This is a genomic window from Ottowia sp. (genome assembly GCF_046348305.1).
Taxonomy (GTDB): domain Bacteria; phylum Pseudomonadota; class Gammaproteobacteria; order Burkholderiales; family Burkholderiaceae_C; genus Ottowia.
This window is the reverse complement of record NZ_JAXMEM010000013.1, coordinates 47,745-67,415: the sequence shown is the minus strand read 5'-3', so window position 1 is coordinate 67,415 and position 19,671 is coordinate 47,745. Positions and strand designations below refer to the sequence as shown.

Genomic DNA, 19,671 nt, shown 5'->3' with positions numbered 1-19,671 from the left:
CGGCCTGTCCGGGCTGGCGGCAGACGGCTTCGACGCGAGGCGTCGCCCCCGCGTGAAACCAATCAGCGCAGCACCGGCAGCGCTCGCAGGGCGCTCACCGCGCCCTGCCCGATCTCGGCGCCGAAGCGCTTGGCAAAGCGCTCGGCAAAATTGACCTTGTTGGTGTAGTCCACCAGTTTTTCGGCCTTGACCACGTCGCGCGCCACCGAGTCCAGGCTGCCCGTGCCGTCGGCCAGGCCCATGCCGATGGCCTGCTCACCCGTCCAGAACAGGCCGCTGAAGGTTTCCGGCGTGGCCTTCAGGCGATCGCCGCGGCCTTGCTTGACGACGTCGATGAACTGCTGGTGGATCTGGTTGAGCATGGTCTGCGCAAATTGCTTTTGCGTGTCGGACTGGGGGCTGAACGGGTCGAGAAAGCCCTTGTTGGCGCCGGCCGTGAGCAGGCGCCGCTCCACGCCCAGCTTGTCCATGGTGCCGACAAAGCCGAAGCCGTCCATCAGCACGCCGATGCTGCCGACGATGCTGGCCTTGTTGACGTAGATATCGTCGGCGGCCGAGGCGATGTAATAGGCCGCCGAGGCGCAGGTTTCCTCGACCACCGCGTAGATCGGTTTGTCATAGAGCTTGCGCAGGCGGCGAATCTCGTCGTTGATCAAGCCGGCCTGCACCGGGCTGCCGCCGGGTGAGTTGATCAGCAGCACCAGCGCCTTGGAGCCGGGGTCTTCCAGCGCGCTGCGCATGGCCGGCAGGATGAGCTCGGCGCTGGCCTCGCCGCGGTCGGCGATCTCGCCACGAATCGACACCATGGCGGTGTGTGGCCCGCTCACGCTGGCGCCGCCGGGCCACTGGTTGCCCCACAACATCACCCAGATCAGACCGCCGACCAGCACCATCCACAGCAGGCTGCGCAGCATGCGCCAGCGGCGCGCGGCCCGGCGCTCGCGCACTTCGGCCATCAGCAGCTTCTCGATCGCCTCGCGCTCCCAGTGAATGGTCTTGGCGTCCAGCGTGATTTCATTTTCCATGTCGTGCGGCGCAGCCTGCGCAATCCTCGATGGCGTCGATTGTCCATCAAACAACGCCCGCCGACGCCGCCACCGCGGTGTCAGAATGAAAGCGGCTGCAAGCGCTCGGTGGGGTGCCACCAGACCATGCCGTCGGCCTCGGTCAGTTCGATCTTGAACAGGCCGCCCTGGCACGGCCCGGCCACACCTTCGCCCGTATCGGGCGCATAGACCGCGCCATGCGAGGCGCACAGCAGCCATTGGCCGGTGTCGTCGAAGATGCGGCCCGGCTGCCAGTCCAGCTCCATCGCCACGTGGGTGCAGCGGTTCAGATAGGCATGTGCGCGGCCCTCGAAGCGAATCGCGAAGGCGCGGCAGTGCTCGCCGTCGATCACCACGTCGAAGGACACGGCCAGGCCGCCCTCGGCCAGATCGCCCGACGGGCAAAGCTCGATGGCGGCCGATGGGGGCTCGGTGGCTGCGGTCATGCCTGCTCGTCCAGCCAGCGATGCAAATCGGCCACCGAACGCGCCACGAAACGCGGGTGCAGCGCGTCGAAGTCGTCCAGCGGGTGGGCGCCATAACCCACGCCCACGCTGGCGCAGCCGGCATTCAGCGCCATTTGCAGGTCATGCGTGGTGTCGCCGATCATCAGCGTGCGCTCGGGCTCGGCGCCAAACTGGCGCATCAGTTCATTGAGCATGCGCGGGTCGGGTTTGCCCGCAGTTTCATCGGCCGTGCGCGAGCCGTCGAACACGCCGCGCAACTGGCGCGTGGCCAGCACGTCGTCCAGGCCGCGCCGGCTTTTGCCGGTGGCCACCGTGAGCCAATGGTGGCGCCCGCGCAGATCGGCCAGCATGGGCAGCACGCCGTCGAACAGGCTGATGTCGCCCTGGTGCCTGAGGTAGTGATGGCGGTAGCGCGCGGCCAGTTCGGGGTATTTTTCGGGCGGCACGTCGGGCGCGGCCTTGGCCAGGGCCGGAGCCAGGGCCATGCCGATCACGAAGGAGGCCGCCTGATCGCTGGGCCGCGCGCCGCCCACGTCCACCACGGCCTGCTGGATGCAGCGGGTGATGATGCCGGTGGAGTCGAACAGGGTGCCGTCCCAATCAAAGCAGATCAGGTCGAACTGGCGGGGGCGATTCATGCGGGCGTGGAAGCTTGGGAGGGCCAGGGCAGATCGGGCGGCAGGGGCGAGTGCAATTCGAGGCGCTCGCCGCTGGCCGGATGCTCGAACTGTAACCGCCACGCATGCAGGAACATGCGTTTGAGGCCCTGTTTCTGCAGGCGCCGGTTCCAGTCGAAGTCGCCGTACTTGTCGTCGCCCGCGATCGGATGGCCCTGCGCCGCCAGGTGCACGCGAATCTGGTGCGTGCGCCCCGTCTTGATGGTGACCTCCAGCAGGCTGCAGCCGTCCCGCCGCTCGCGCACCTTGACCAGGGTGACGGCACGCATGGCGTCCGGGTGCGCCGCGTCCACCACCCTGACGCGGCGCTCGCCATCGCCCTGCAGATATTTGTGCAGCGGCATGTCGATCACCTTCAGGCGCTCGGGCCAATCGCCCGCCACCAGCGCCAGATAGGTCTTGCCGGTGCTGCGGTCGCGAAACTGCTCCTGCAGGTGCTTCAACGCGCTGCGCTTCTTGGCGATCAGCAGCACGCCGCTGGTTTCGCGGTCCAGCCGGTGCACCAGCTCCAGCAGGCGCGCGTCGGGCCTGGCGCGGCGCAGTTGCTCGATCACGCCAAAGGCCAGGCCCGAACCCCCGTGCACGGCCACGCCAGCGGGCTTGTCGATGGCCAGCAGATGATCGTCCTCGAACAACACGGCGAACTCGCGCGCCGGCACCGGCTTTTCGGCGCGCTCGGCCTGGCGCACCGGGGGCACGCGCACCGCGTCGCCGGCCTGCACGCGCGTGTCGGCGCCGGCACGCCCCTTGTTCACCCGCACCTCGCCCGAGCGGATGATGCGGTAGACATGGGTCTTGGGCACGCCCTTGAGCTGGCGGATCAGGTAGTTGTCCAGGCGCTGGCCGGCGCTTTCCGCATCCACCGTCAGGTGCAACACCTGCGGCTTGGCGGCGGCGTCGCCCGGGCGGGCGGGCTGCGCCTCTATAATGGTTGCTGCTGGCATCCGGTGGTGTTGACGCTTGAATCTGAACCGGAATGGACATCCCGATCACGGCAAGTCTAATTCCATCAGGCACGCACCGCCCGGCCCGCAAACGTTCGACGCCGCGTCCGCACAAGAAAGCGCAGGGCCCCACACCGGGTCGCCCGGCCCAAAAAAGCGCGGGCACGGATGGCGCAATGAAACTCTGACGACGAAACACCCGAGATTGGCGGCAGCGCTGCAACAAGCGGCTGCCGCGAGTCGGCTCCCAACGAGAACACAACGTGCTGATGACCTGGTTTGCGATCTGCTGGCGCTGGCTGATGCCCGCGCCCCGCATGTCTGCGCCAGGGCGCATTACCTGCACGCCCGCGCCGCTGCCGACTGCTGCCAAGGCCATCGCCTTGGCCGCGGCGGCACCCGCGCACGTTGCGGCCCCCGCCCCTCCTTTGGCCCCTGCCCCACACCCGGGTCTGGCAGCCGCCTGAGCGCACTCTCGGTCCCCCGTTTCGTCTTTGCGTTTTCTGCGCGCCGTCCCGGCGTCAAGTGCCCCTTGGATGGGGCCATGCTTTTTGACGCAAAGGAACACGCATCATGAAACGGATGCTGATCAACGCCACGCAGGCCGAAGAGCGCCGCCTGGCGATTGTCGATGGACAAAAACTGCTCGACTACGAGATCGAGATCGAAGGACGCGAACAGCGCAAGGGCAACATCTACAAGGCCGTCGTCACGCGCGTCGAGCCCAGCCTGGAGGCCTGCTTCGTCGACTATGGCGAGGAGCGCCACGGCTTTTTGCCCTTCAAGGAAATCTCGCGCCAGTACTTCGCCGAGGGCGTCTCGGTCGGCCAGGCCAAGATCCAGGACGCGATCAAGGAAGGCCAGAGCCTGCTGGTACAGGTCGAGAAGGAAGAGCGCGGCAACAAGGGGGCGGCGCTGACCACCTTCGTCAGCCTGGCTGGGCGCTACGTGGTGTTGATGCCCAACAACCCGCGCGGCGGCGGCGTCAGCCGCCGCATCGAGGGCGAGGACCGCGCCGAGCTGAAGGAGGCGATGGATCAGCTCGAATATCCCAAGGGCGCCAGCATCATCGCACGCACCGCCGGCATCGGCCGCAGCGCGCCCGAGCTGCAGTGGGACCTGAACTACCTGCTCAAGCTGTGGGACGCCATTGACGGCGCCGCCAAGGAGGGCAAGGGCGCCTTCCTGATCTACCAGGAAAGCAACCTGGTGATCCGCGCCATCCGCGACTACTTCAACAGCGACATCGGCGACATCCTGATCGACACCGACGACGTGTTCGAGCAGGCGCACCAGTTCATGGCGCACGTGATGCCGGAGCAGGCGCACCGCGTCAAGCGCTACCGCGACAACGCGCCGCTGTTCTCGCGCTTTCAGATCGAGCACCAGATCGAGTCGGCCTACAGCCGCACAGTCAGCCTGCCCTCGGGCGGCGCCATCGTGATCGACCACGCGGAGGCGCTGGTGGCGGTGGATGTCAACTCCGCGCGCGCCATCAAGGGCGGCGACATCGAGGAGACCGCCACCCGCACCAACCTGGAGGCCGCCGACGAGGTGGCGCGCCAGATGCGCCTGCGCGACCTGGGCGGCCTGATCGTGATCGACTTCATCGACATGGAGGAGAGCAAGAACCGCCGCGAGGTCGAAAACCGCCTGCGCGAGGCGCTGCGCCAGGACCGCGCGCGCGTGCAATTCGGCTCGATCAGCAAGTTCGGCCTGCTGGAGATGAGCCGCCAGCGCCTGAAGCCGGCGCTGAGTGAAGGCGCCTCGATCCCCTGCCCGCGCTGCGGCGGCTCGGGCCACGTGCGCGACACCGAGTCCAGCGCGCTGCAGATCCTGCGCATCATCCAGGAGGAATCGCTCAAGGACAACACCGCCGCCGTCAACGTGCAGGTGCCGGTGGAAGTGGCCAGTTTCCTGCTGAACGAAAAGCGCCCCGAGATCGCCAAGATCGAGCTCAAGCAGCGCGTCAACGTCACCCTGGTGCCCAACAAGACGCTGGAGACGCCGCACTACCGGCTCGACCGCTTGAAGCACGACGACCCGCGCCTGGACGACATCGACTCCAGCTACAAGATGGCCGAGGAGTTCGAGGACCCGACCACGGTCACCCGCCGCAGCCAGGAGCCCACCAACCGCCAGCAGCCCGTCATCAAGGGCGTGCTGCGCGACACCCCGCTGCCGACCCCGCCGGTTGCGCCCGCGCCCGCCGCGGCGCCCGTGCCGACGCGGGCGCCTGTCGCCGCCGCCCCGGCGGTCGAGACCAGCACGGGCGGCCTGATGGGTTGGCTCAAGGGTCTGTTCGGATCGGCGCCCACGCCCCCGGCGGAAGCGGCCCCGGCGACGCCGGCACCCGCCGCCGCACCCGAGGAAAAGCGTGAAGGCCGCGGTGAACGCAGCGGCCAGCGCCGCGGCGGCCGCGGCCGTGGCGGCCGCAACGGCGAAGGCCGCTCGGGAGAAGGCCGCGGGCGCGAAGCCCGCAATGATGACGGCCGCAGCGAAGGACGCGAAGCCCAGACCGGCACCGCCGACGCCAACGGCGAAGTCCGCCGCCCCCGCGACGGCGGCCGCCGCAACGGCGAACGCCCGGAGCGTGGTGACCGCGGCGAACGTGGCGAACGTGGCGACCGCGCGCCGCGCGAGCGCCGCGAAGGCGTGACGGACGAAGTCCAGAGCGCCGGCGAAAGCGAAGGCAGCCGCACGGCGCGTCCGCCGCGGGGCGACGGCCGCCGCGGCCGCGGCGAAGGCCGGCGCGAGCCGGGCGAACCGCGCGCCGACGGCGCCGCGCCTGGCGAAGTCGCGCAACCCCTGGCCGACGCGGCCGGCTCGGATGCAGGCGCGACGGACGAGCGCCGCGAACGCCGCCCGCGCGAACGCCAACAACGCGAGGGCCGTGAAGGCCGCGAGCACCGCGAGCGCGCCGAAGACCGCACGCCCGACCAGCCCGCCGCGCCGCAGCCGCAGCACGCCGACAGCGCCGAGGCCGAACCCGCGGCACCGGCGGTGCGCTCGTACTTCGCCCGCCCGGCGGACAGCGAGGCGCCGGCGCCGGCCGCTCCGCTGGCTGCCCCCGTGGTGAGTCCCGCGCCAACGCCGGTCGCAGCCGTCCCTGCACCAGCCGCTGCGCCGGCCCCTGCCCCGGCTCCGGCCCCTGCGGCGCCCGCCCCCGCGCAAGCGGCGGCCGTCGGCATGCCCAAGGTCGGTGCATTTGCGCTGCCAGTGGACGCGCTGGCTCGGGTGGCCGATCAGGCTGGCCTGAACTGGGTCAACTCCGACGCCGACAAGGTGGCTGCCGTGCAGGCGGCGATTGCCGCCGAGCCGCGCCCGATCCACGTGCCGCGCGAGCGCCCGCCGCTGGTGGAGCTCGACGAAGGCCCGCTGGTGCTGGTGGAGACCCGCAAGGACTTGGGTGCGATCACCCTGCCCTTCGAGCGCTCGGCGCACTGAGCGCCTGAAAGGCTGAAGGCGCGACGTGAAAGAATGGGCTGGATGGGCAACCGTCCAGCCCGTTTCCTTTGGCCGATAGAGTCACCCTAAAAATAGTTTAGTTAAAACGAATTGAATTTGTGATAGTTTTAATCTAAACTTCAGTCATCCCGTTTCATCAACCCAAGGAGAACTCCCCATGTCCCTGATCAACACCAAGGTCCTGCCCTTCAAGACCCAGGCCTTCCACAACGGCAAGTTCGAGGAAGTCACCGAGAAGAACTTCAGCAACGGCAAGACCTGGTCGGTCGTGATCTTCATGCCGGCGGCCTTCACCTTCAACTGCCCGACCGAGATCGAGGACGCGGCCGAGCACTACGCCGAGTTCCAGAAGCTGGGCGCCGAGGTGTTCGTCGTCACCACCGACACGCATTTCAGCCACAAGGTGTGGCACGAGACGTCCGACGCCGTGGGCAAGGCCAAGTTCTTCCTGGTGGGCGACCCCACGCACCAACTGACCCACAACTTCGGCGTGCACATCGAGGAAGAAGGTCTGGCGCTGCGCGGCACCTTCGTGATCGACCCCAGCGGCACCATCAAGACGATGGAAGTGCATTCCAACGAAATCGCCCGCGACGTGAGCGAGACCTTGCGCAAGCTGAAAGCCGCCCGGTACACCGCCGCGCACCCCGACGAGGTGTGCCCGGCCAAGTGGAAGGAAGGCGAGAAGACGCTGAAGCCCTCGATCGACCTGGTCGGAAAGATTTAAAACCACCCCGAAGCGAGTTGCGCTCGCCTCCCCTCAAGGGGCGCACCCAGTGGCCGGGCAAAGCCCGCTCCACGGGTGCCCCGAAAAAGGCAGCGGGGTGAGGCGCAAACCACCGCCGAACGGCGACGGGGCGCACGCGCCCTGCCGTTCGGCTTTTTTTTGAACAAATCAGCCGCTTGCGCCCGCCGAATCGGCGCAGGCAGCTATCAAACAAGGAGTAACCACCATGTTGGACCCAGACATCAAGCAACAACTCGCAGCCTACCTGGAGCGTGTGCAAGAGCCGTTCGAGATGGTGGCGACCCTGGGCGATGACGCCAAGTCCGCCGAGATGCGCGAGCTGCTCGAAGAAATCGCCAACCTGCGCAACGACAAGATCACACTGCGCACCGATGGCCAGGATGCGCGCGTGCCCTCCTTCACCCTCGCGCGCCCGGGCAGCGGCACGCAACTGCGCTTTGCCGCCATCCCCATGGGGCACGAGTTCACCTCGCTGATCCTGGCGCTGCTGTGGACGGGCGGGCACCCGCCCAAGGTCGAACCGGAGGTCATCGAGCAGATCAAGGCGCTGGACCAGGACCTGGACTTCGAGGTCTACATGAGCCTGTCCTGCCACAACTGCCCGGACGTGGTGCAGGCGCTCTCGCTCATGTCCATCCTCAACCCGCGCATCAAGACCACCGTCATCGACGGCGGCATGTTCCAGAAGGAAATCGAGGCGCGCGAGATCATGGGCGTGCCCACCGTGTTCGAAGGCGGCAAGATGTTCCACGGCGGCCGCACCTCGCTGGAAGAAATCCTGCAAAAGGTGGACAGCGGCGCCGCCACGCGCGATGCCGCCAAGCTGTCGGCCAAGGCGTCGTTCGAGGTGCTGATCATCGGCGGCGGCCCGGCCGGCGCAGCCGCAGCCATCTACACGGCGCGCAAGGGCATCCGCACGGGCATCGTCACCGAGCGCTTCGGCGGCCAGGTCAACGACACGCTGGACATCGCCAACTACCCGGGCCTGTCGCACACCACCGGGCCCGAATACGCCAGCGCACTCGAACGCCATGTGCGCGACTACGAGGTGGACATCATCACAGCGCAAAGCGTGGCTGCGCTGGTGCCGGCCGAGCAGCCCGGCGGCCTGATCACCGTCAGGCTGGGCAATGGCGGCACGTTGCAAAGCCGCAGCATCATCCTGGCCACCGGCGCGCGCTGGCGCAACGTGGGCGTGCCCGGCGAAGAGGAATACAAGACCAAGGGCGTGGCCTACTGCCCCAGCTGCGACGGCCCGCTCTTCAAGGGCAAGGACGTGGCCGTGATCGGCGGCGGCAACTCGGGTGTCGAGGCGGCGATCGACCTGGCCGGCGTGGTCAGGCACGTCACCGTGCTCGAGTTCATGCCCGAGATGAAGGCCGACGCGGTGTTGATCAAGAAGCTGAAAAGCCTGCCCAACGTGACGGTGCACACCAACGCGCAGACCACCGAGATCACCGGCACCGATGGCAAGGTCAGCGGCCTGGCCTTCAAGCACCGCGGCGACGGCACGGATGCCCGCGTCGACCTGGAAGGCGTGTTCGTGCAGATCGGCCTGGTGCCCAACACCGAGTGGCTGGGCGAGACCGTCAAGCGCAGCAAGTTCGGCGAGATTGAAGTCAACGCGCGCGGCGAAACCAACGTGCCCGGCGTGTTTGCCGCCGGCGACTGCACCACCGTGCCCTACAAGCAGATCGTGGTGGCGGCGGGCGCGGGCTCCACGGCCGCGCTCAGCGCCTTCGACTACCTGATCCGCACGCCGGCGCCCGCCAAGCAGGCTGTGACGCCATCCGAGCACGCCATCGCCTGACGCATCACAGGCCGTGAGCAAAAAAGCCCGCCAGCTGGCGGGCTTTTGTTGCGCTGAGATGAAACACCCCCAGTCTCCACTCGCTGCGCGATGTTCCGCCCACCCCCTTGCAGGGGGCATCGCCAGCGGGCGGGCCAAGCCCTTCCGCGGCGATCGCTGGCTTGGCCTGCTCCGCGGCCATTTGGCCCTTTGCGTTTCATCGGCTGCGGGTGGCGCGCAGCGCCATGGACAACTGAGATGCAGGTCAATCCGCCGTGATCTTGCGCTCGGTGATCAGCTTTTTCCAGCGGCTGTATTCGTCCGCCTGGTATTTGGCGAATTCGGCGGGCGAGTTCAGCACCATCTCGAAGCCCAGGTCCAGCAGCTTGGCCTTGGTGGCTGGCTCGCTCAGGATCTCGACAATGGCCTTGTGCAGCCTGGCCTTGACGTCGGCCGGCAGCCCGTGCGGGCCGGCCACCGCCTGCCACGAATAAACGTCCGCGCCCTTGACGCCGCTTTCCTGCAGCGTGGGCACGTCGGGCAGCAGCGGCGAGCGCTTGTCGCCGGTGATGACCAGCGCACGCAGCTTGCCCGCCTTGATCTGCGGCATGGCGGTGTTGATGTTCATGAAGGACGAATCGACCTGGTTGCCCAGCAGGTCGGTCATCACCGGCCCGCCGCCCTTGTAGGGCACGTGCAGGCCGCTGGTGCCCGTTTGCTGCCAGAACAGCTCGGCCGTCAGGTGGTCGCTGCTGCCCGCGCCCGAGGAGGCAAAGGACATCTTGCCCGGATTGGCCTTGAGGTAGGCCAGCACCTCGGCCAGCGACTTGAGCCTGGATGCGGCCGGCACCACCAGCACGTTGGGCGCCTGCACGGCCACGGTGATCGGGTCCAGGTCCTTCAGCGCGTCATACTGCACCTTCATCAGGTGCGGCGCGATCACGAACGGGCCCAGCGAGGACACCAGCAGCGTGTAGCCGTCCGGTGCGCTGCGCGCGACCTGCGCAGTGCCGATGGTGCCGGTGGCGCCGCCCTTGTTGTCCACCACCACGGTGCCGCCGATCTTGGCGCCCAACTGGGCCGAGATGATGCGGGCAATCATGTCGGTGGAACCCTCAGGCGGGAATGGCACCACGATGGTGACCGTCTTGGTCGGCCAGGCAAAGGCGGCCGCACTGGCCAGGCCCAGAACGATGCTGGCAAGCGCTTTCTTCATGGTGTGTCTCCTTGGTTGAGGATGGGCCGGGCGGCCAATGAATGGGTCAGCGGCAGGGCCGGCAATCGGGTTGTCGGCACCGCCCCGGGTGCGTTCCGGATCGTGGTCTTCTGATCCTTTATTGGTATGACATCGTACAACCTGTCGGCGATGCGCATGTAGGCACAAACCCTGATTTCGCGCTCGACCCTGATCGGACGTTGGGTTCAGCGGGCTTGCGCAGCCTGCTGACGGCGTTGCCGGCTGTTGACCAGGTGCGTGCGCATGGCGGCGCGCGCACCCTCCACGTCCTGGCGTTCAATGGCGTCCAGCACGCTCTGGTGCTCGGCGTTGATGCGCGCCAGGTAGGCCGCTTGCCCGGCCATGAGGCCCTCTTCGTCGGCCAGGCGCGCGCGTGGAATCATGCTCAGGCCCAGCGTGCCCATCAACTCGACAAAATGCCGGTTCTGCGTGGCGCGCGCGATCTCCAGGTGAAACTGGAAGTCGGCGGTCACCGCGTCCTGCCCCGACTGCAGCGCCGTCACGAAGGCCTTCAGGGCTTCGCGCACGGCTTGCAACTGGGCTTCGCTGCGGCGCGCCGCCGCCAGGCCGGCGCATTCGGTCTCCAGCGCAATGCGCAACTCCAGCACGTCGACCACGTCCTGCAGCGTGGCCAGTTGATCCGGTCCGATGCGAAACGCCGCAGCGTCGCCGGGGCCCACCACGAAAGTCCCCACGCCATGCCGCGTGGACACCATGCCGGCCGCCTGCAGGCGCGACATGGCCTCGCGCACCACGGTGCGGCTGACGCCGAATTCGGCCATCAGATCGGCCTCGCGCGGCAGCTTGGCACCGGCCGCCAGGCTGCCGTCCAGAATGCGGTCGCCCACGGCCTCGACCACCTCGACCGTCAGGGAGCGCGGCCGACTGCGGGGTGGACGATGGGCAATCACCATGCGCGCATCATAGTCACGAAAGTACGATTTGTGACGTCGTATCACAAAATCGTCGTGACATGCTGCGGCTTGTCGGCATCGCGAGCCGGGATGCATGGCATGCCGCCGTCAATGGCCCGCTACCCGCTGCCGCCGAAAATCCCCGCCGACACCGGGCCTGCCGGCAAGCCCCGTCGTTCAGCCTTGGGCCGCCTGCCGCCACGCCCGCGCCGCCGCGTCTTCGTCGCCCCGCTCCTCGGCCAGCCGCGCCTGCGCGCGCCAGGCGTTGCGGCGCAACCCGGCGTCGTCCAGCGTGCGGGCGGCTTGCGCCAGCAGCAACTGGGCGCGGCCCCACAGGCCGCGTTGCAGGCAGGCCATGCCGGCCAGGTATTGCAGCGTGGCGTCGTGCGGATGGGCTTGCTGCGCCGACTCGATGCGGGCCAGCCATTCGGTGTCGGCGCCGGCGTCCTCGCCGTCTGCAGCCAGGGCTTGTTCCAGCGCATGGGCCAGGCGCACCTGCTGGGCATCGGTCAACGTGCCGGGGCCGGCCAGGGCTTGCTCCCAAACGGGCGTCAGCCAGTTGCGGGCCAGCGCGGCGCTGCCGTTCAGGTCCAGCAGGCGCTGCGCGGCGCGCAGGGCCAGCTCGGGCATGGCGCGCTCGGTGGGGCTGAGCGCGGCCCAGATGGCTTGCAGCTCGGGGGCGTCGTAGGCGCGGGCGATTTGCTCACCGGCCAGGCCGCGCATCAGGCTGGCGGCGGCTTGCGCAGAAAAGGCGCGGTGCTTGGCCAGCAGGCGTGCGGTTTCCATCGCGTCGGTGATGTGCCCGGCCTGGCGCGCGGCCTTGAGCTTGATGCGCAGCGCGGCCGTGCGGCGCTGGGCGCCCGTGGGCAGCTCGGCCAGCCGCGCCAGCGCGCCGGCAGGATCCTGGGTGCTGACGGCCCATTGCGCCGCGCGCAGCAGCACGGCCTCGCGCAGCTCGGCGTGGGCGCCGGGGGTGGTGGCGGTGGCCAGGGCGGCATCCAGAAAGCGGTTGCGGTTGGACTCGTCCTGCAGGGCGTGCGCGCTTTCGGCGGCCGTCAGGTTGGCCAGCGTGCGCAGCCCGATCAGCGCGGGGTTGTCGGGCCGCTGCGCGCTCGCGGCCTGCGTGCGCGCCAGCACCGATTCGGCGGCCTTGCGCGCGCGCAGGTAGCGCCCGGCGGTGAACTGCACGCGCGCGTCGAGCAGCAGGGCGTTGGTGGCGCGTTCGCGCTGCTGCACGCGCCAGCGCCGCGCCTGGCGGGGCAGCTCCAGCAGCGCCGCCACGGTGCGCAGCGCGCCGTACAGCAGCGCAAACAGCAACAGCGCCAGCAGCAGCACCAGGTTGACCGACAGATCGATCCGGTGCGGCGGCCAGAACACCGTGACCGTGCCCGGGTTGCCGCCCGCGAACAGGGCCAGCGCGACCGCCGCGGCAAACAGGCCAATCAACCAGAGGGTGGCACGCATGGGCGGTCAGCGCGGCGACGCCACGGCGGCGGCCTGGCCCAGTGCGACGAGGGTGTCGTCCACGCGCGGCAGGTCGGCGTCGCGCGTCTCGGCGCGGATGCGCTGCAGCAGCGTGGCGGCGGCCTGCGTGCGGCGCGCGCTCGGGTCGAACCAGGTGCCCAGCGACGTGGCGGCCGCGGCCAGGTCGGCGCGCGCGGCCTCGTACTGGCGCGCCAGAATGGCCAGGCGCGCGCCCTGCAGGCGCAGCTTGAGGTTCTCGCGCACGAAGAAGGCCTGGTCGGGGCTGAGCAGGGCGGCGTCGGGGCGCTCGATGCGGCTGACGCGCAGCAGGTCGCGGGTTTCGTCCCAGAAGATGCGGCCCAGGCGCTCCCACCAGCTGGGCGCGGCCTCTGCCGGCGCCGCGCGCTCGCGGCTGGTGGCGCCACTGCGTTGCGGGCCGACGGCGTTGGCCATCGGCAGTTCATCGACCTCGCGCAGCAACTGGTCGATGCGCGCCAGCAGGCCGGCGGTGTCGGCGAGGTTGGCTTTCTTGACGCGCTCCAGGTCGCGCGCCACCGCTCGCGCCACCGGCGCCAGGCGCGGGTCGCTGCTGCGCGCCAGGCGGCGCTCGGCGGTGCGCAGGGCCGCCAGCAAGGGCTGCACGCTGCCGGTGAGCTGGGCCTGGTCCTGCGCCACGCGCACGGCCGACTCCAGATCGACCGCCAGGTTTTCGTCGCGCGCACGCGCCACGCTTTGCACCAGCTCTTCCATCTGCGCGCGATACGCGGCCAGGTCGCTCACGCGGCCGTCCAGCGCCGCCAGCTTGCCGAGCGCGTCGCGCACGTCGGTGTCGGCCTGGCGCGCCAGGGTGCGCGCCTCCACCGCACCGCTGCTGGCCTCGGCGCTCTGGCGCGCCAGTTGCTCTTGCATGGACGACACCTTCTGCCACAGCAGCGCCACGACCACCAGCGCCAGCGCCGCCAAAGCCCAGGCCAGCAGCAAGCCGGGCCCCGGCAGCGCCGCATGCGGGCGCACCGGCGGCGCCGGCATGGGCCCCGGCGCCACGGGCAGCGCGGCATCGGCGGCTGGGGCGGCGGGCGCGGGCTCGGGATTCATGCCAGCGATTCTATCGACGCCCTCACGTCGTCGAGGCTTGGGCGGGTGTCCAGCACCACGCCAAAACCGGCCGCGCGCGCCGCCGCGCCGATGCGCGGGTGCGTGGCCAGCGCGCGCGCGGCGCGCCAGTCGACATCCGCCAGGCATTGCCGCAGGTTGGCGATCGCCTCGGCGCTGCTGAACAGCCAGATCGTGCCGTCGGCCGCGGCGGCGCGGGCACGCTGCGCCTGCGCCCCATCGAGCACGGGCGCGCGCCGGCGATAGACCACCACGGTGTCCACCTGCGCCGCCGCTTCGGCCAGGCGCTCGCGCAACCAGTCGCGGCCGGCGGCGCGTCCCTCGGCATCGCCGCCGCGCACCAGCAGCACGCGCACGCCGGCATGCACCTGCGGGGCCACGCGCGCCCACAGCGCTTCCGAGTCGAACTGGCCGGCATCCGGCGCCGGCGCGTCGACGCGCGCGGCCGGCCAACCGGCGCGCAGCAGCGCCGCCGTGGTGCCGGGGCCCGGCGACCAAGCTCTCGTTTTGATAGCTGCTCGCGCTTGATCCAATTGCGCAACCGCAGATTTTGTCTCAAAAAAAAGCTGATCTGACCCCAATTTGAAGTGGGTGACGGCATTGCCGCTGACGAACATGGCGGCGTCGTAGTCGGCCAGGTGCTGGCGGGCGGCGCGCAGGGCCGGGCTGGGGGGCTCTGGCGCGATGTCGATCAGGGGCAGCGCCTCGGCGGCGATGCCGTGCTCGCTCAGGCGGCGCACCCATTCGGCGGCGTCGTGCGCCGGGCGGGTGACGAGCACGCGCACGCTGGCCACGGGATCAGCCCGGGTCAATGCGCGCCGGCGGCGCGCAAGGCGGCGGCAACGCGCTCGCCCAGGGCCTGGGCATCGGCCGGGCTGCGAATCGTGGCGCGCTCGTCGGTGCGCACCAGCTGCGGCGCGCCCTCGGGCTCGCCCCAGGCGGCGCGCAGGTGCATCTGGCCGGCCTCCAGCGTGGCGTGCGCGGCCAGCGGCATGGAGCAGCTGCCGCCCATGGCGCGGCTGACGGCGCGCTCGGCGGCGGTCGTCAGCCACGCGTGCGCATCGGCCAGGGGCGCCAGCGCTGCCAGCAGATCAGCACGGCCGGCGCGCACTTCGATGCCCAGGGCGCCCTGCCCGGCGGCCGGCAGCATCTGCGCGGTGTCGAAAGTGTGGCGAATACGCGCGGCCAGGCCCAGGCGCTTCAGGCCGGCGGCCGCCAGCACGATGCCGGCGTACTGCCCTTCGTCCAGCTTGCGCAGACGGGTGTCCAGGTTGCCGCGCAGGGGCTCGATGCGCAGGTCGGGCCGCAGCGCGCGAAGCAGCACGGTGCGGCGCAGGCTGGAGGTGCCGACGACGGCGCCCTGGGGCAAGTCCTCCAGGCGAGCGTATTGGGGCGACACCCAGGCGTCGCGCGGGTCTTCGCGCGCCATCACGCAGGCCAGCGCAAAGCCCGCGGGCAGCTCCATGGGCACGTCCTTGAGCGAATGCACGGCGATGTCGGCGCGGCCTTCTTCCAGCGCGGTTTCGAGCTCCTTGACGAACAGCCCCTTGCCGCCCACCTTGGACAGGCTGCGGTCCAGGATCTGGTCGCCGCGGGTGGTCATGCCCAGCAGGGTGACGGGGTGGCCGCGCTGCTCGAGCAGCGCCTTGACGTGCTCGGCCTGCCACAGGGCCAGGCGGCTTTCACGGGTGGCGATGGTGATCGGAATCGACATGACGCCGATGCTACAGGAGCGCCGTCGCTGCCCCGGTCACTGCCCCAGCGCCGCCCGCACCGCCGACAGCTGCCGGCGCGAGACCGCCAGCACCTCGTCCACGCCGGCCAGTTGCACGGCCCAGCCCTCGCCCTCTTCCACATCGACGTGGCGCACCAGCGCGCGCATGGCGTGGCGCGCCACCAGGGCGTTGCGGTGGATGCGCACGAAGCGCTCGGCAAAGCGTTCCTCCAGCTGGCTCAGGCTGCCGTCCAGCACGTGGCTGGCCGCGGCCGTTCGCACCGTGACGTACTTGAGCTCGGCGCGCAGGTACAGCACGTCCGCCACCGGCACGCGCAGGGTGCGCCCGCGTTCGCTGATGAGCAGCCATTTTTGATCGAAATCGGGCTCTGGCGCTTGATCCACGGGCGCAAGACGCTTCACTTTTTGTAGTGCCGCTTGCAGTCGCTCCAGGCGCACGGGCTTGGTCAGATAGTCCGCCGCGGCGATGTCGAAGGCCTGCACCGCGTAGTCGGTGTGGGCGGTGACGAACACCACCGCCGGCGGCGCGGGCACATCGCGCAGGGCCGCGGCCAGCTGCATGCCGTCGGCACCGGGCAGGTGGATGTCCAGCAGCGCCACGTCAAAGCGCTGGCGCGCCAGCAGGCTCATGGCGTCGGCGGCGTTGGCCGCCTCGCCCGCCACCAGGGCCGGCGGCTCGCGGCACTCGCCCAGCAGCGTGCGCAGGCGCGCGCGCGCCAGGGCTTCGTCATCGACGATCAGCACGCGCAGCGTCATGAGCGCTCCGGCGCCGGCATCGGCACCTCGATGCGCGCCTGATAGACGTCGTCCACCAGCGCGGTGCGAAAGCTGCCTTGCAGGTCGTGCAGCAGGCGCAGGCGGTCGCGCACGTTGGCAAGCGCAATGCCGTGGCCGGCGCGGCCCTGCCCGGCCGGCACGCTGTTGGTCACCTTGATCAGCGCTCGCCCGCCGCGCAGCTGGGTGGAGACGCGCAACTGCGCGCCGCGCGTGCTGGGCTCCACGCCGTGGATGACGGCGTTTTCCACCAGCGGCTGCAGGATCAGCGGCGGCAGCCGGGCGGCGCGCACGCGCGGGTCCAGCGCCCATTCCACGCGCAGGCGCTCGCCAAAACGCACCTGCTCGATGGCCAGGTAGCGGCGCGCCAGCTCGATCTCCTGCCCCACGGTGGAGGCGCCCTGCTGGTCGGCCAGCGCGTGGCGAAACAGGTCGGACAAATCGGCCAGCACCTCCTCGGCCTTGGCCGGTTCTTCGCGCACCAGGGCAATCGCGCTGTTGAGCGTGTTGAACAGAAAGTGCGGGCGGATGCGCGCCTGCAGCTCGGCCAGGCGCGCCGTGGTGGCCGCCGGCAGGCGCCCGCGCGCGCGCCACATGAGGCCCGCCACCAGCCCCGCCGCCAGCAGCGCGCCGGTGCAGGCGCTGGCCAGCCATGCGGGCGAGGCCAGCAGGCCCGTCAACGCCAGCATGCCGGCCGCATAAACGCCCGCCAGCGCCCCCAGCGCCACGCCGGCGCTCATCTGCGCCGCGGCCCCCAATCGGGCCAACGGGCGCTTGAGCGCGCAGCCCACCACCAGCCACAGCAGCGTGGCCGGCAGCGCGGCGCCGGTGGCCAGCGCCACGGCGGCAATCCAGTCGGCGGGCCCGCCGGCGCCGTACATCAGGGCCACGGCCAGCACCGCCTCCACATACAGCACGGCGCGCAGGATCACGCCGACCTCGCAGGCGTCGAACACCAGCACCGGCGCGGGCACCGGCGCCGGCGGCGGAACCCAGCGGTCGGTCAGGGTCGATAGAATTTGCGAGTCCTTCATGAGTCCGCCCAGTGTAGGGCCCCGCCAGCGCCATTGATCGGGCGCAAGCTGCCGTTCATGCGGCGCCGATGCGTGCCCGCAACCCTTTTCCACCCACCATGTCCGCCAACCAACTCGACACCAAATCCCAAGCCTGGTCCGCGCTGTTTTCCGAACCGATGAGCGAGCTGGTGCAGCGCTACACCGCCAGCGTGTTCTTCGACCAGCGCCTGGCCGCGGCCGACATCGCCGGCAGCCTGGCGCACGCCGAGATGCTGGCCGCGCAAGGCATCATCAGCGCGCAGGACCGGGCCGACATCGAGCGGGGCCTCACGCAAATCCGCGGCGAGATCGAGCGCGGCGAGTTCGACTGGAAGCTGGCGCTGGAGGACGTGCACCTGAACATCGAGGCGCGCCTGACCACGCTGGTGGGCGATGCCGGCAAGCGCCTGCACACCGGCCGCAGCCGCAACGACCAGGTGGCCACCGACATCCGCCTGTGGCTGCGCGGCGAGATCGATCTGCTGATCGGCCTGCTGCGCGAGCTGCAAGGCGCGCTGCTGGAAGTCGCCGAGCCCAACGTCGAGGTCATCCTGCCCGGCTTCACGCACCTGCAGGTGGCGCAGCCCGTCAGCTTTGCGCACCACCTGCTGGCCTACGTGGAGATGTTCAGCCGCGACGAGGAGCGCCTGCGCGACGTGCGCCGGCGCGTCAACCAGCTGCCGCTGGGCGCCGCCGCCCTGGCCGGCACCACCTACCCGCTGGACCGCGCCCGCGTGGCACGCACCCTGGGCATGGAAGGCGTGTGCCAGAACAGCCTGGACGCCGTGAGCGACCGCGACTTCGCCATCGAATTTGCCGCCGCCGCCAGCCTGGTGATGGTGCACGTCAGCCGCATGAGCGAGGAACTCATCTTATGGATGAGCCAGAACTACGCCTTCATCCGCATCGCCGACCGCTTCACCACCGGCTCATCGATCATGCCGCAGAAGAAGAACCCCGACGTGCCCGAGCTGGCGCGCGGCAAGACCGGCCGCGTGGTCGGCCACCTGATGGGCCTGATCACGCTGATGAAAGGCCAGCCCCTGGCCTACAACAAGGACAACCAGGAAGACAAGGAGCCGCTGTTCGACACGGTGGACACGCTGCGCGACACGCTGCGCATCTTCGTCGAGATGATCGGCGGCCAGCGCAACGCGCAGACCGGCGCCAAGGAAGGCGGCATCACGGTGAATGCCGCCGCCATGCAGGCCGCCGCGCAAAAGGGCTACGCCACCGCCACCGACCTGGCCGACTACCTGGTCAAGAAGGGCCTGCCCTTTCGCGACGCGCACGAAACGGTGGCCCACGCCGTCAAGGCCGCGCAGTCGCACGGCTGCGATTTGTCCGAGCTGCCGCTGGCCACGCTGCAGGGCTTTCACCCCGCCATCGAAAAAGACGTGTTCGACGTGCTCTCGCTGCGCGGCAGCCTGAATGCGCGGGGCACGCTGGGCGGCACCGCGCCGGCGCAGGTGCGCCACCAGATCGCACGCCACCGCACGCGGCTGGTGGGCGAGCCCAGGCCCTGAGCGCGCCGCGCTTGGGCCGTTCCCTTACGCTCCCAGCAGGCGCCGGGCCAGCACCGACACCATGTCACGCCGACCATCGGCAATCAGATGAACGATCACCTGTCGTTCGGACACCTGATAAATCACGCGATAGGGTTTGAAAAAAGTCTGGCGATAGGCCTTGATGCCCAGTCCAACCAGCTCCCTGGGGTAGCTGCCCCGGTGTGGAAATCGCGAAAGACCCTGGGCCACCTTCATCAATTCGTCCAGCACGTGATGCGCGTGGGCCAGGCTGTCGAACTCGGCGATGTAGTCAAAAATCGCCTCCAGGTCCTGCTGCGCCCCCTCGGTCAGCAAAACCTCGAAGCCGTGGGCCGCCTCGGCCATCAACGCGGGGCGCCCTTGGCGCGCAGCCGCGCCACCACCTGGCCCACGGCTTGCAGCTTGCCTGCAGCCACCTGCTGCTGACCCAAGGCCAGGATTTTCAGCAAGGCCAGGGTCTCCTGCGTTTCCTCGTACGAGGCCACGTCCTGCAACACGGCCTTGGCCTCCCCGTTCTGCGTGATGACCAGAGGCTGGCGCTGCGCGGTCAAAACCGCCAGCACCTCGGCGGCATTGGCTTTCAGGTAGCTGATCGGCTTGACCTGGGATGAGTAGTGCATGCGGGGCCCCCTGGGAACGTGAAAGACCAAATATGGATATTTTATGGTCTTGCCTTACCGCATTTGGGAATTT

Annotated in this window: 18 protein-coding genes; 4 read left to right on the top strand and 14 right to left on the bottom strand. The window is 69.6% G+C overall.

Annotated elements, in window-relative coordinates; genetic code table 11:
* Positions 1-62: 62 nt before the first annotated feature.
* From U1F38_RS15355 to U1F38_RS15340, 4 genes are all read right to left on the bottom strand, one after another.
* On the bottom strand, positions 63-1,025 hold the full coding sequence (locus U1F38_RS15355) for a S49 family peptidase (RefSeq protein ID WP_409987945.1): 963 nt from the start codon (positions 1,023-1,025) through the stop codon (positions 63-65).
* Between the two features lie 80 nt (positions 1,026-1,105).
* Complete coding sequence (locus U1F38_RS15350; protein WP_409987944.1) at positions 1,106-1,492, bottom strand: Rieske (2Fe-2S) protein; 387 nt, start codon at positions 1,490-1,492, stop codon at positions 1,106-1,108.
* Positions 1,489-2,151, bottom strand: a complete 663-nt coding sequence (locus tag U1F38_RS15345) for an HAD family hydrolase (RefSeq protein ID WP_409987943.1) — start codon at positions 2,149-2,151, stop codon at positions 1,489-1,491. Before U1F38_RS15345 ends, U1F38_RS15350 begins: the two co-directional genes overlap by 4 nt.
* Complete coding sequence (locus U1F38_RS15340; RefSeq protein ID WP_409987942.1) at positions 2,148-3,134, bottom strand: RluA family pseudouridine synthase; 987 nt, start codon at positions 3,132-3,134, stop codon at positions 2,148-2,150. The genes U1F38_RS15345 and U1F38_RS15340 overlap by 4 nt, the downstream gene beginning before the upstream one ends.
* Before the next feature lie 573 nt (positions 3,135-3,707).
* Between U1F38_RS15340 and U1F38_RS15335 the strand changes: the two genes are divergently transcribed.
* From U1F38_RS15335 to ahpF, 3 genes are all read left to right on the top strand, one after another.
* The gene (locus U1F38_RS15335) at positions 3,708-6,581 is read left to right on the top strand and encodes a ribonuclease E/G (protein ID WP_409987941.1); all 2,874 of its coding nucleotides are present in this window, start codon (positions 3,708-3,710) and stop codon (positions 6,579-6,581) included.
* A gap of 178 nt (positions 6,582-6,759) precedes the next feature.
* Positions 6,760-7,329 (top strand): alkyl hydroperoxide reductase subunit C, encoded by a 570-nt coding sequence (ahpC, locus tag U1F38_RS15330; protein ID WP_409987940.1) that lies wholly within the window; start codon positions 6,760-6,762, stop codon positions 7,327-7,329.
* 226 nt (positions 7,330-7,555) lie between these two features.
* The gene (ahpF, locus tag U1F38_RS15325; protein WP_409987939.1) at positions 7,556-9,160 is read left to right on the top strand and encodes an alkyl hydroperoxide reductase subunit F; all 1,605 of its coding nucleotides are present in this window, start codon (positions 7,556-7,558) and stop codon (positions 9,158-9,160) included.
* A 244-nt stretch (positions 9,161-9,404) separates the two neighbouring features.
* On the opposite strand, the gene U1F38_RS15320 is transcribed toward ahpF, so the two are convergent.
* The 8 genes from U1F38_RS15320 to U1F38_RS15285 form a co-directional block, all read right to left on the bottom strand.
* Positions 9,405-10,355: a Bug family tripartite tricarboxylate transporter substrate binding protein gene (locus U1F38_RS15320; RefSeq protein ID WP_409987938.1), complete on the bottom strand. Its 951-nt coding sequence runs from the start codon at positions 10,353-10,355 to the stop codon at positions 9,405-9,407.
* A gap of 206 nt (positions 10,356-10,561) precedes the next feature.
* Positions 10,562-11,290 (bottom strand): FadR/GntR family transcriptional regulator, encoded by a 729-nt coding sequence (locus U1F38_RS15315; protein ID WP_409987937.1) that lies wholly within the window; start codon positions 11,288-11,290, stop codon positions 10,562-10,564.
* 177 nt (positions 11,291-11,467) lie between these two features.
* Positions 11,468-12,754, bottom strand: a complete 1,287-nt coding sequence (locus U1F38_RS15310) for a heme biosynthesis protein HemY (protein ID WP_409987936.1) — start codon at positions 12,752-12,754, stop codon at positions 11,468-11,470.
* A gap of 6 nt (positions 12,755-12,760) precedes the next feature.
* Positions 12,761-13,849 carry a uroporphyrinogen-III C-methyltransferase gene (locus U1F38_RS15305; protein WP_409987935.1) on the bottom strand — a complete coding sequence of 363 codons (1,089 nt, stop codon included), beginning with the start codon at positions 13,847-13,849 and terminating at the stop codon, positions 12,761-12,763.
* Entirely contained in the window at positions 13,846-14,661 is an 816-nt protein-coding gene (locus U1F38_RS15300) for a uroporphyrinogen-III synthase (RefSeq protein ID WP_409987934.1), read from the bottom strand. The genes U1F38_RS15305 and U1F38_RS15300 overlap by 4 nt, the downstream gene beginning before the upstream one ends.
* Positions 14,662-14,675: 14 nt before the next feature.
* Positions 14,676-15,581: a hydroxymethylbilane synthase gene (gene hemC, locus U1F38_RS15295; protein ID WP_409987933.1), complete on the bottom strand. Its 906-nt coding sequence runs from the start codon at positions 15,579-15,581 to the stop codon at positions 14,676-14,678.
* Between the two features lie 36 nt (positions 15,582-15,617).
* Positions 15,618-16,358 (bottom strand): LytR/AlgR family response regulator transcription factor, encoded by a 741-nt coding sequence (locus U1F38_RS15290; RefSeq protein ID WP_409987932.1) that lies wholly within the window; start codon positions 16,356-16,358, stop codon positions 15,618-15,620.
* Entirely contained in the window at positions 16,355-17,410 is a 1,056-nt protein-coding gene (locus U1F38_RS15285) for a sensor histidine kinase (RefSeq protein ID WP_409987931.1), read from the bottom strand. Before U1F38_RS15285 ends, U1F38_RS15290 begins: the two co-directional genes overlap by 4 nt.
* Positions 17,411-17,508: 98 nt before the next feature.
* On the opposite strand from U1F38_RS15285, the gene argH reads away from it, so the two are divergent.
* A complete protein-coding gene (argH, locus tag U1F38_RS15280; RefSeq protein ID WP_409987930.1) occupies positions 17,509-18,957 on the top strand; it encodes an argininosuccinate lyase in 1,449 nt (482 codons plus the stop codon).
* Between the two features lie 24 nt (positions 18,958-18,981).
* Here argH and U1F38_RS15275 read toward each other — a convergent pair whose 3' ends face one another.
* Positions 18,982-19,323 (bottom strand): type II toxin-antitoxin system RelE/ParE family toxin, encoded by a 342-nt coding sequence (locus U1F38_RS15275; RefSeq protein ID WP_409987929.1) that lies wholly within the window; start codon positions 19,321-19,323, stop codon positions 18,982-18,984.
* Positions 19,323-19,598 (bottom strand): type II toxin-antitoxin system Phd/YefM family antitoxin, encoded by a 276-nt coding sequence (locus U1F38_RS15270; RefSeq protein WP_409987928.1) that lies wholly within the window; start codon positions 19,596-19,598, stop codon positions 19,323-19,325. Before U1F38_RS15270 ends, U1F38_RS15275 begins: the two co-directional genes overlap by 1 nt.
* Positions 19,599-19,671 lie beyond the last annotated feature (73 nt).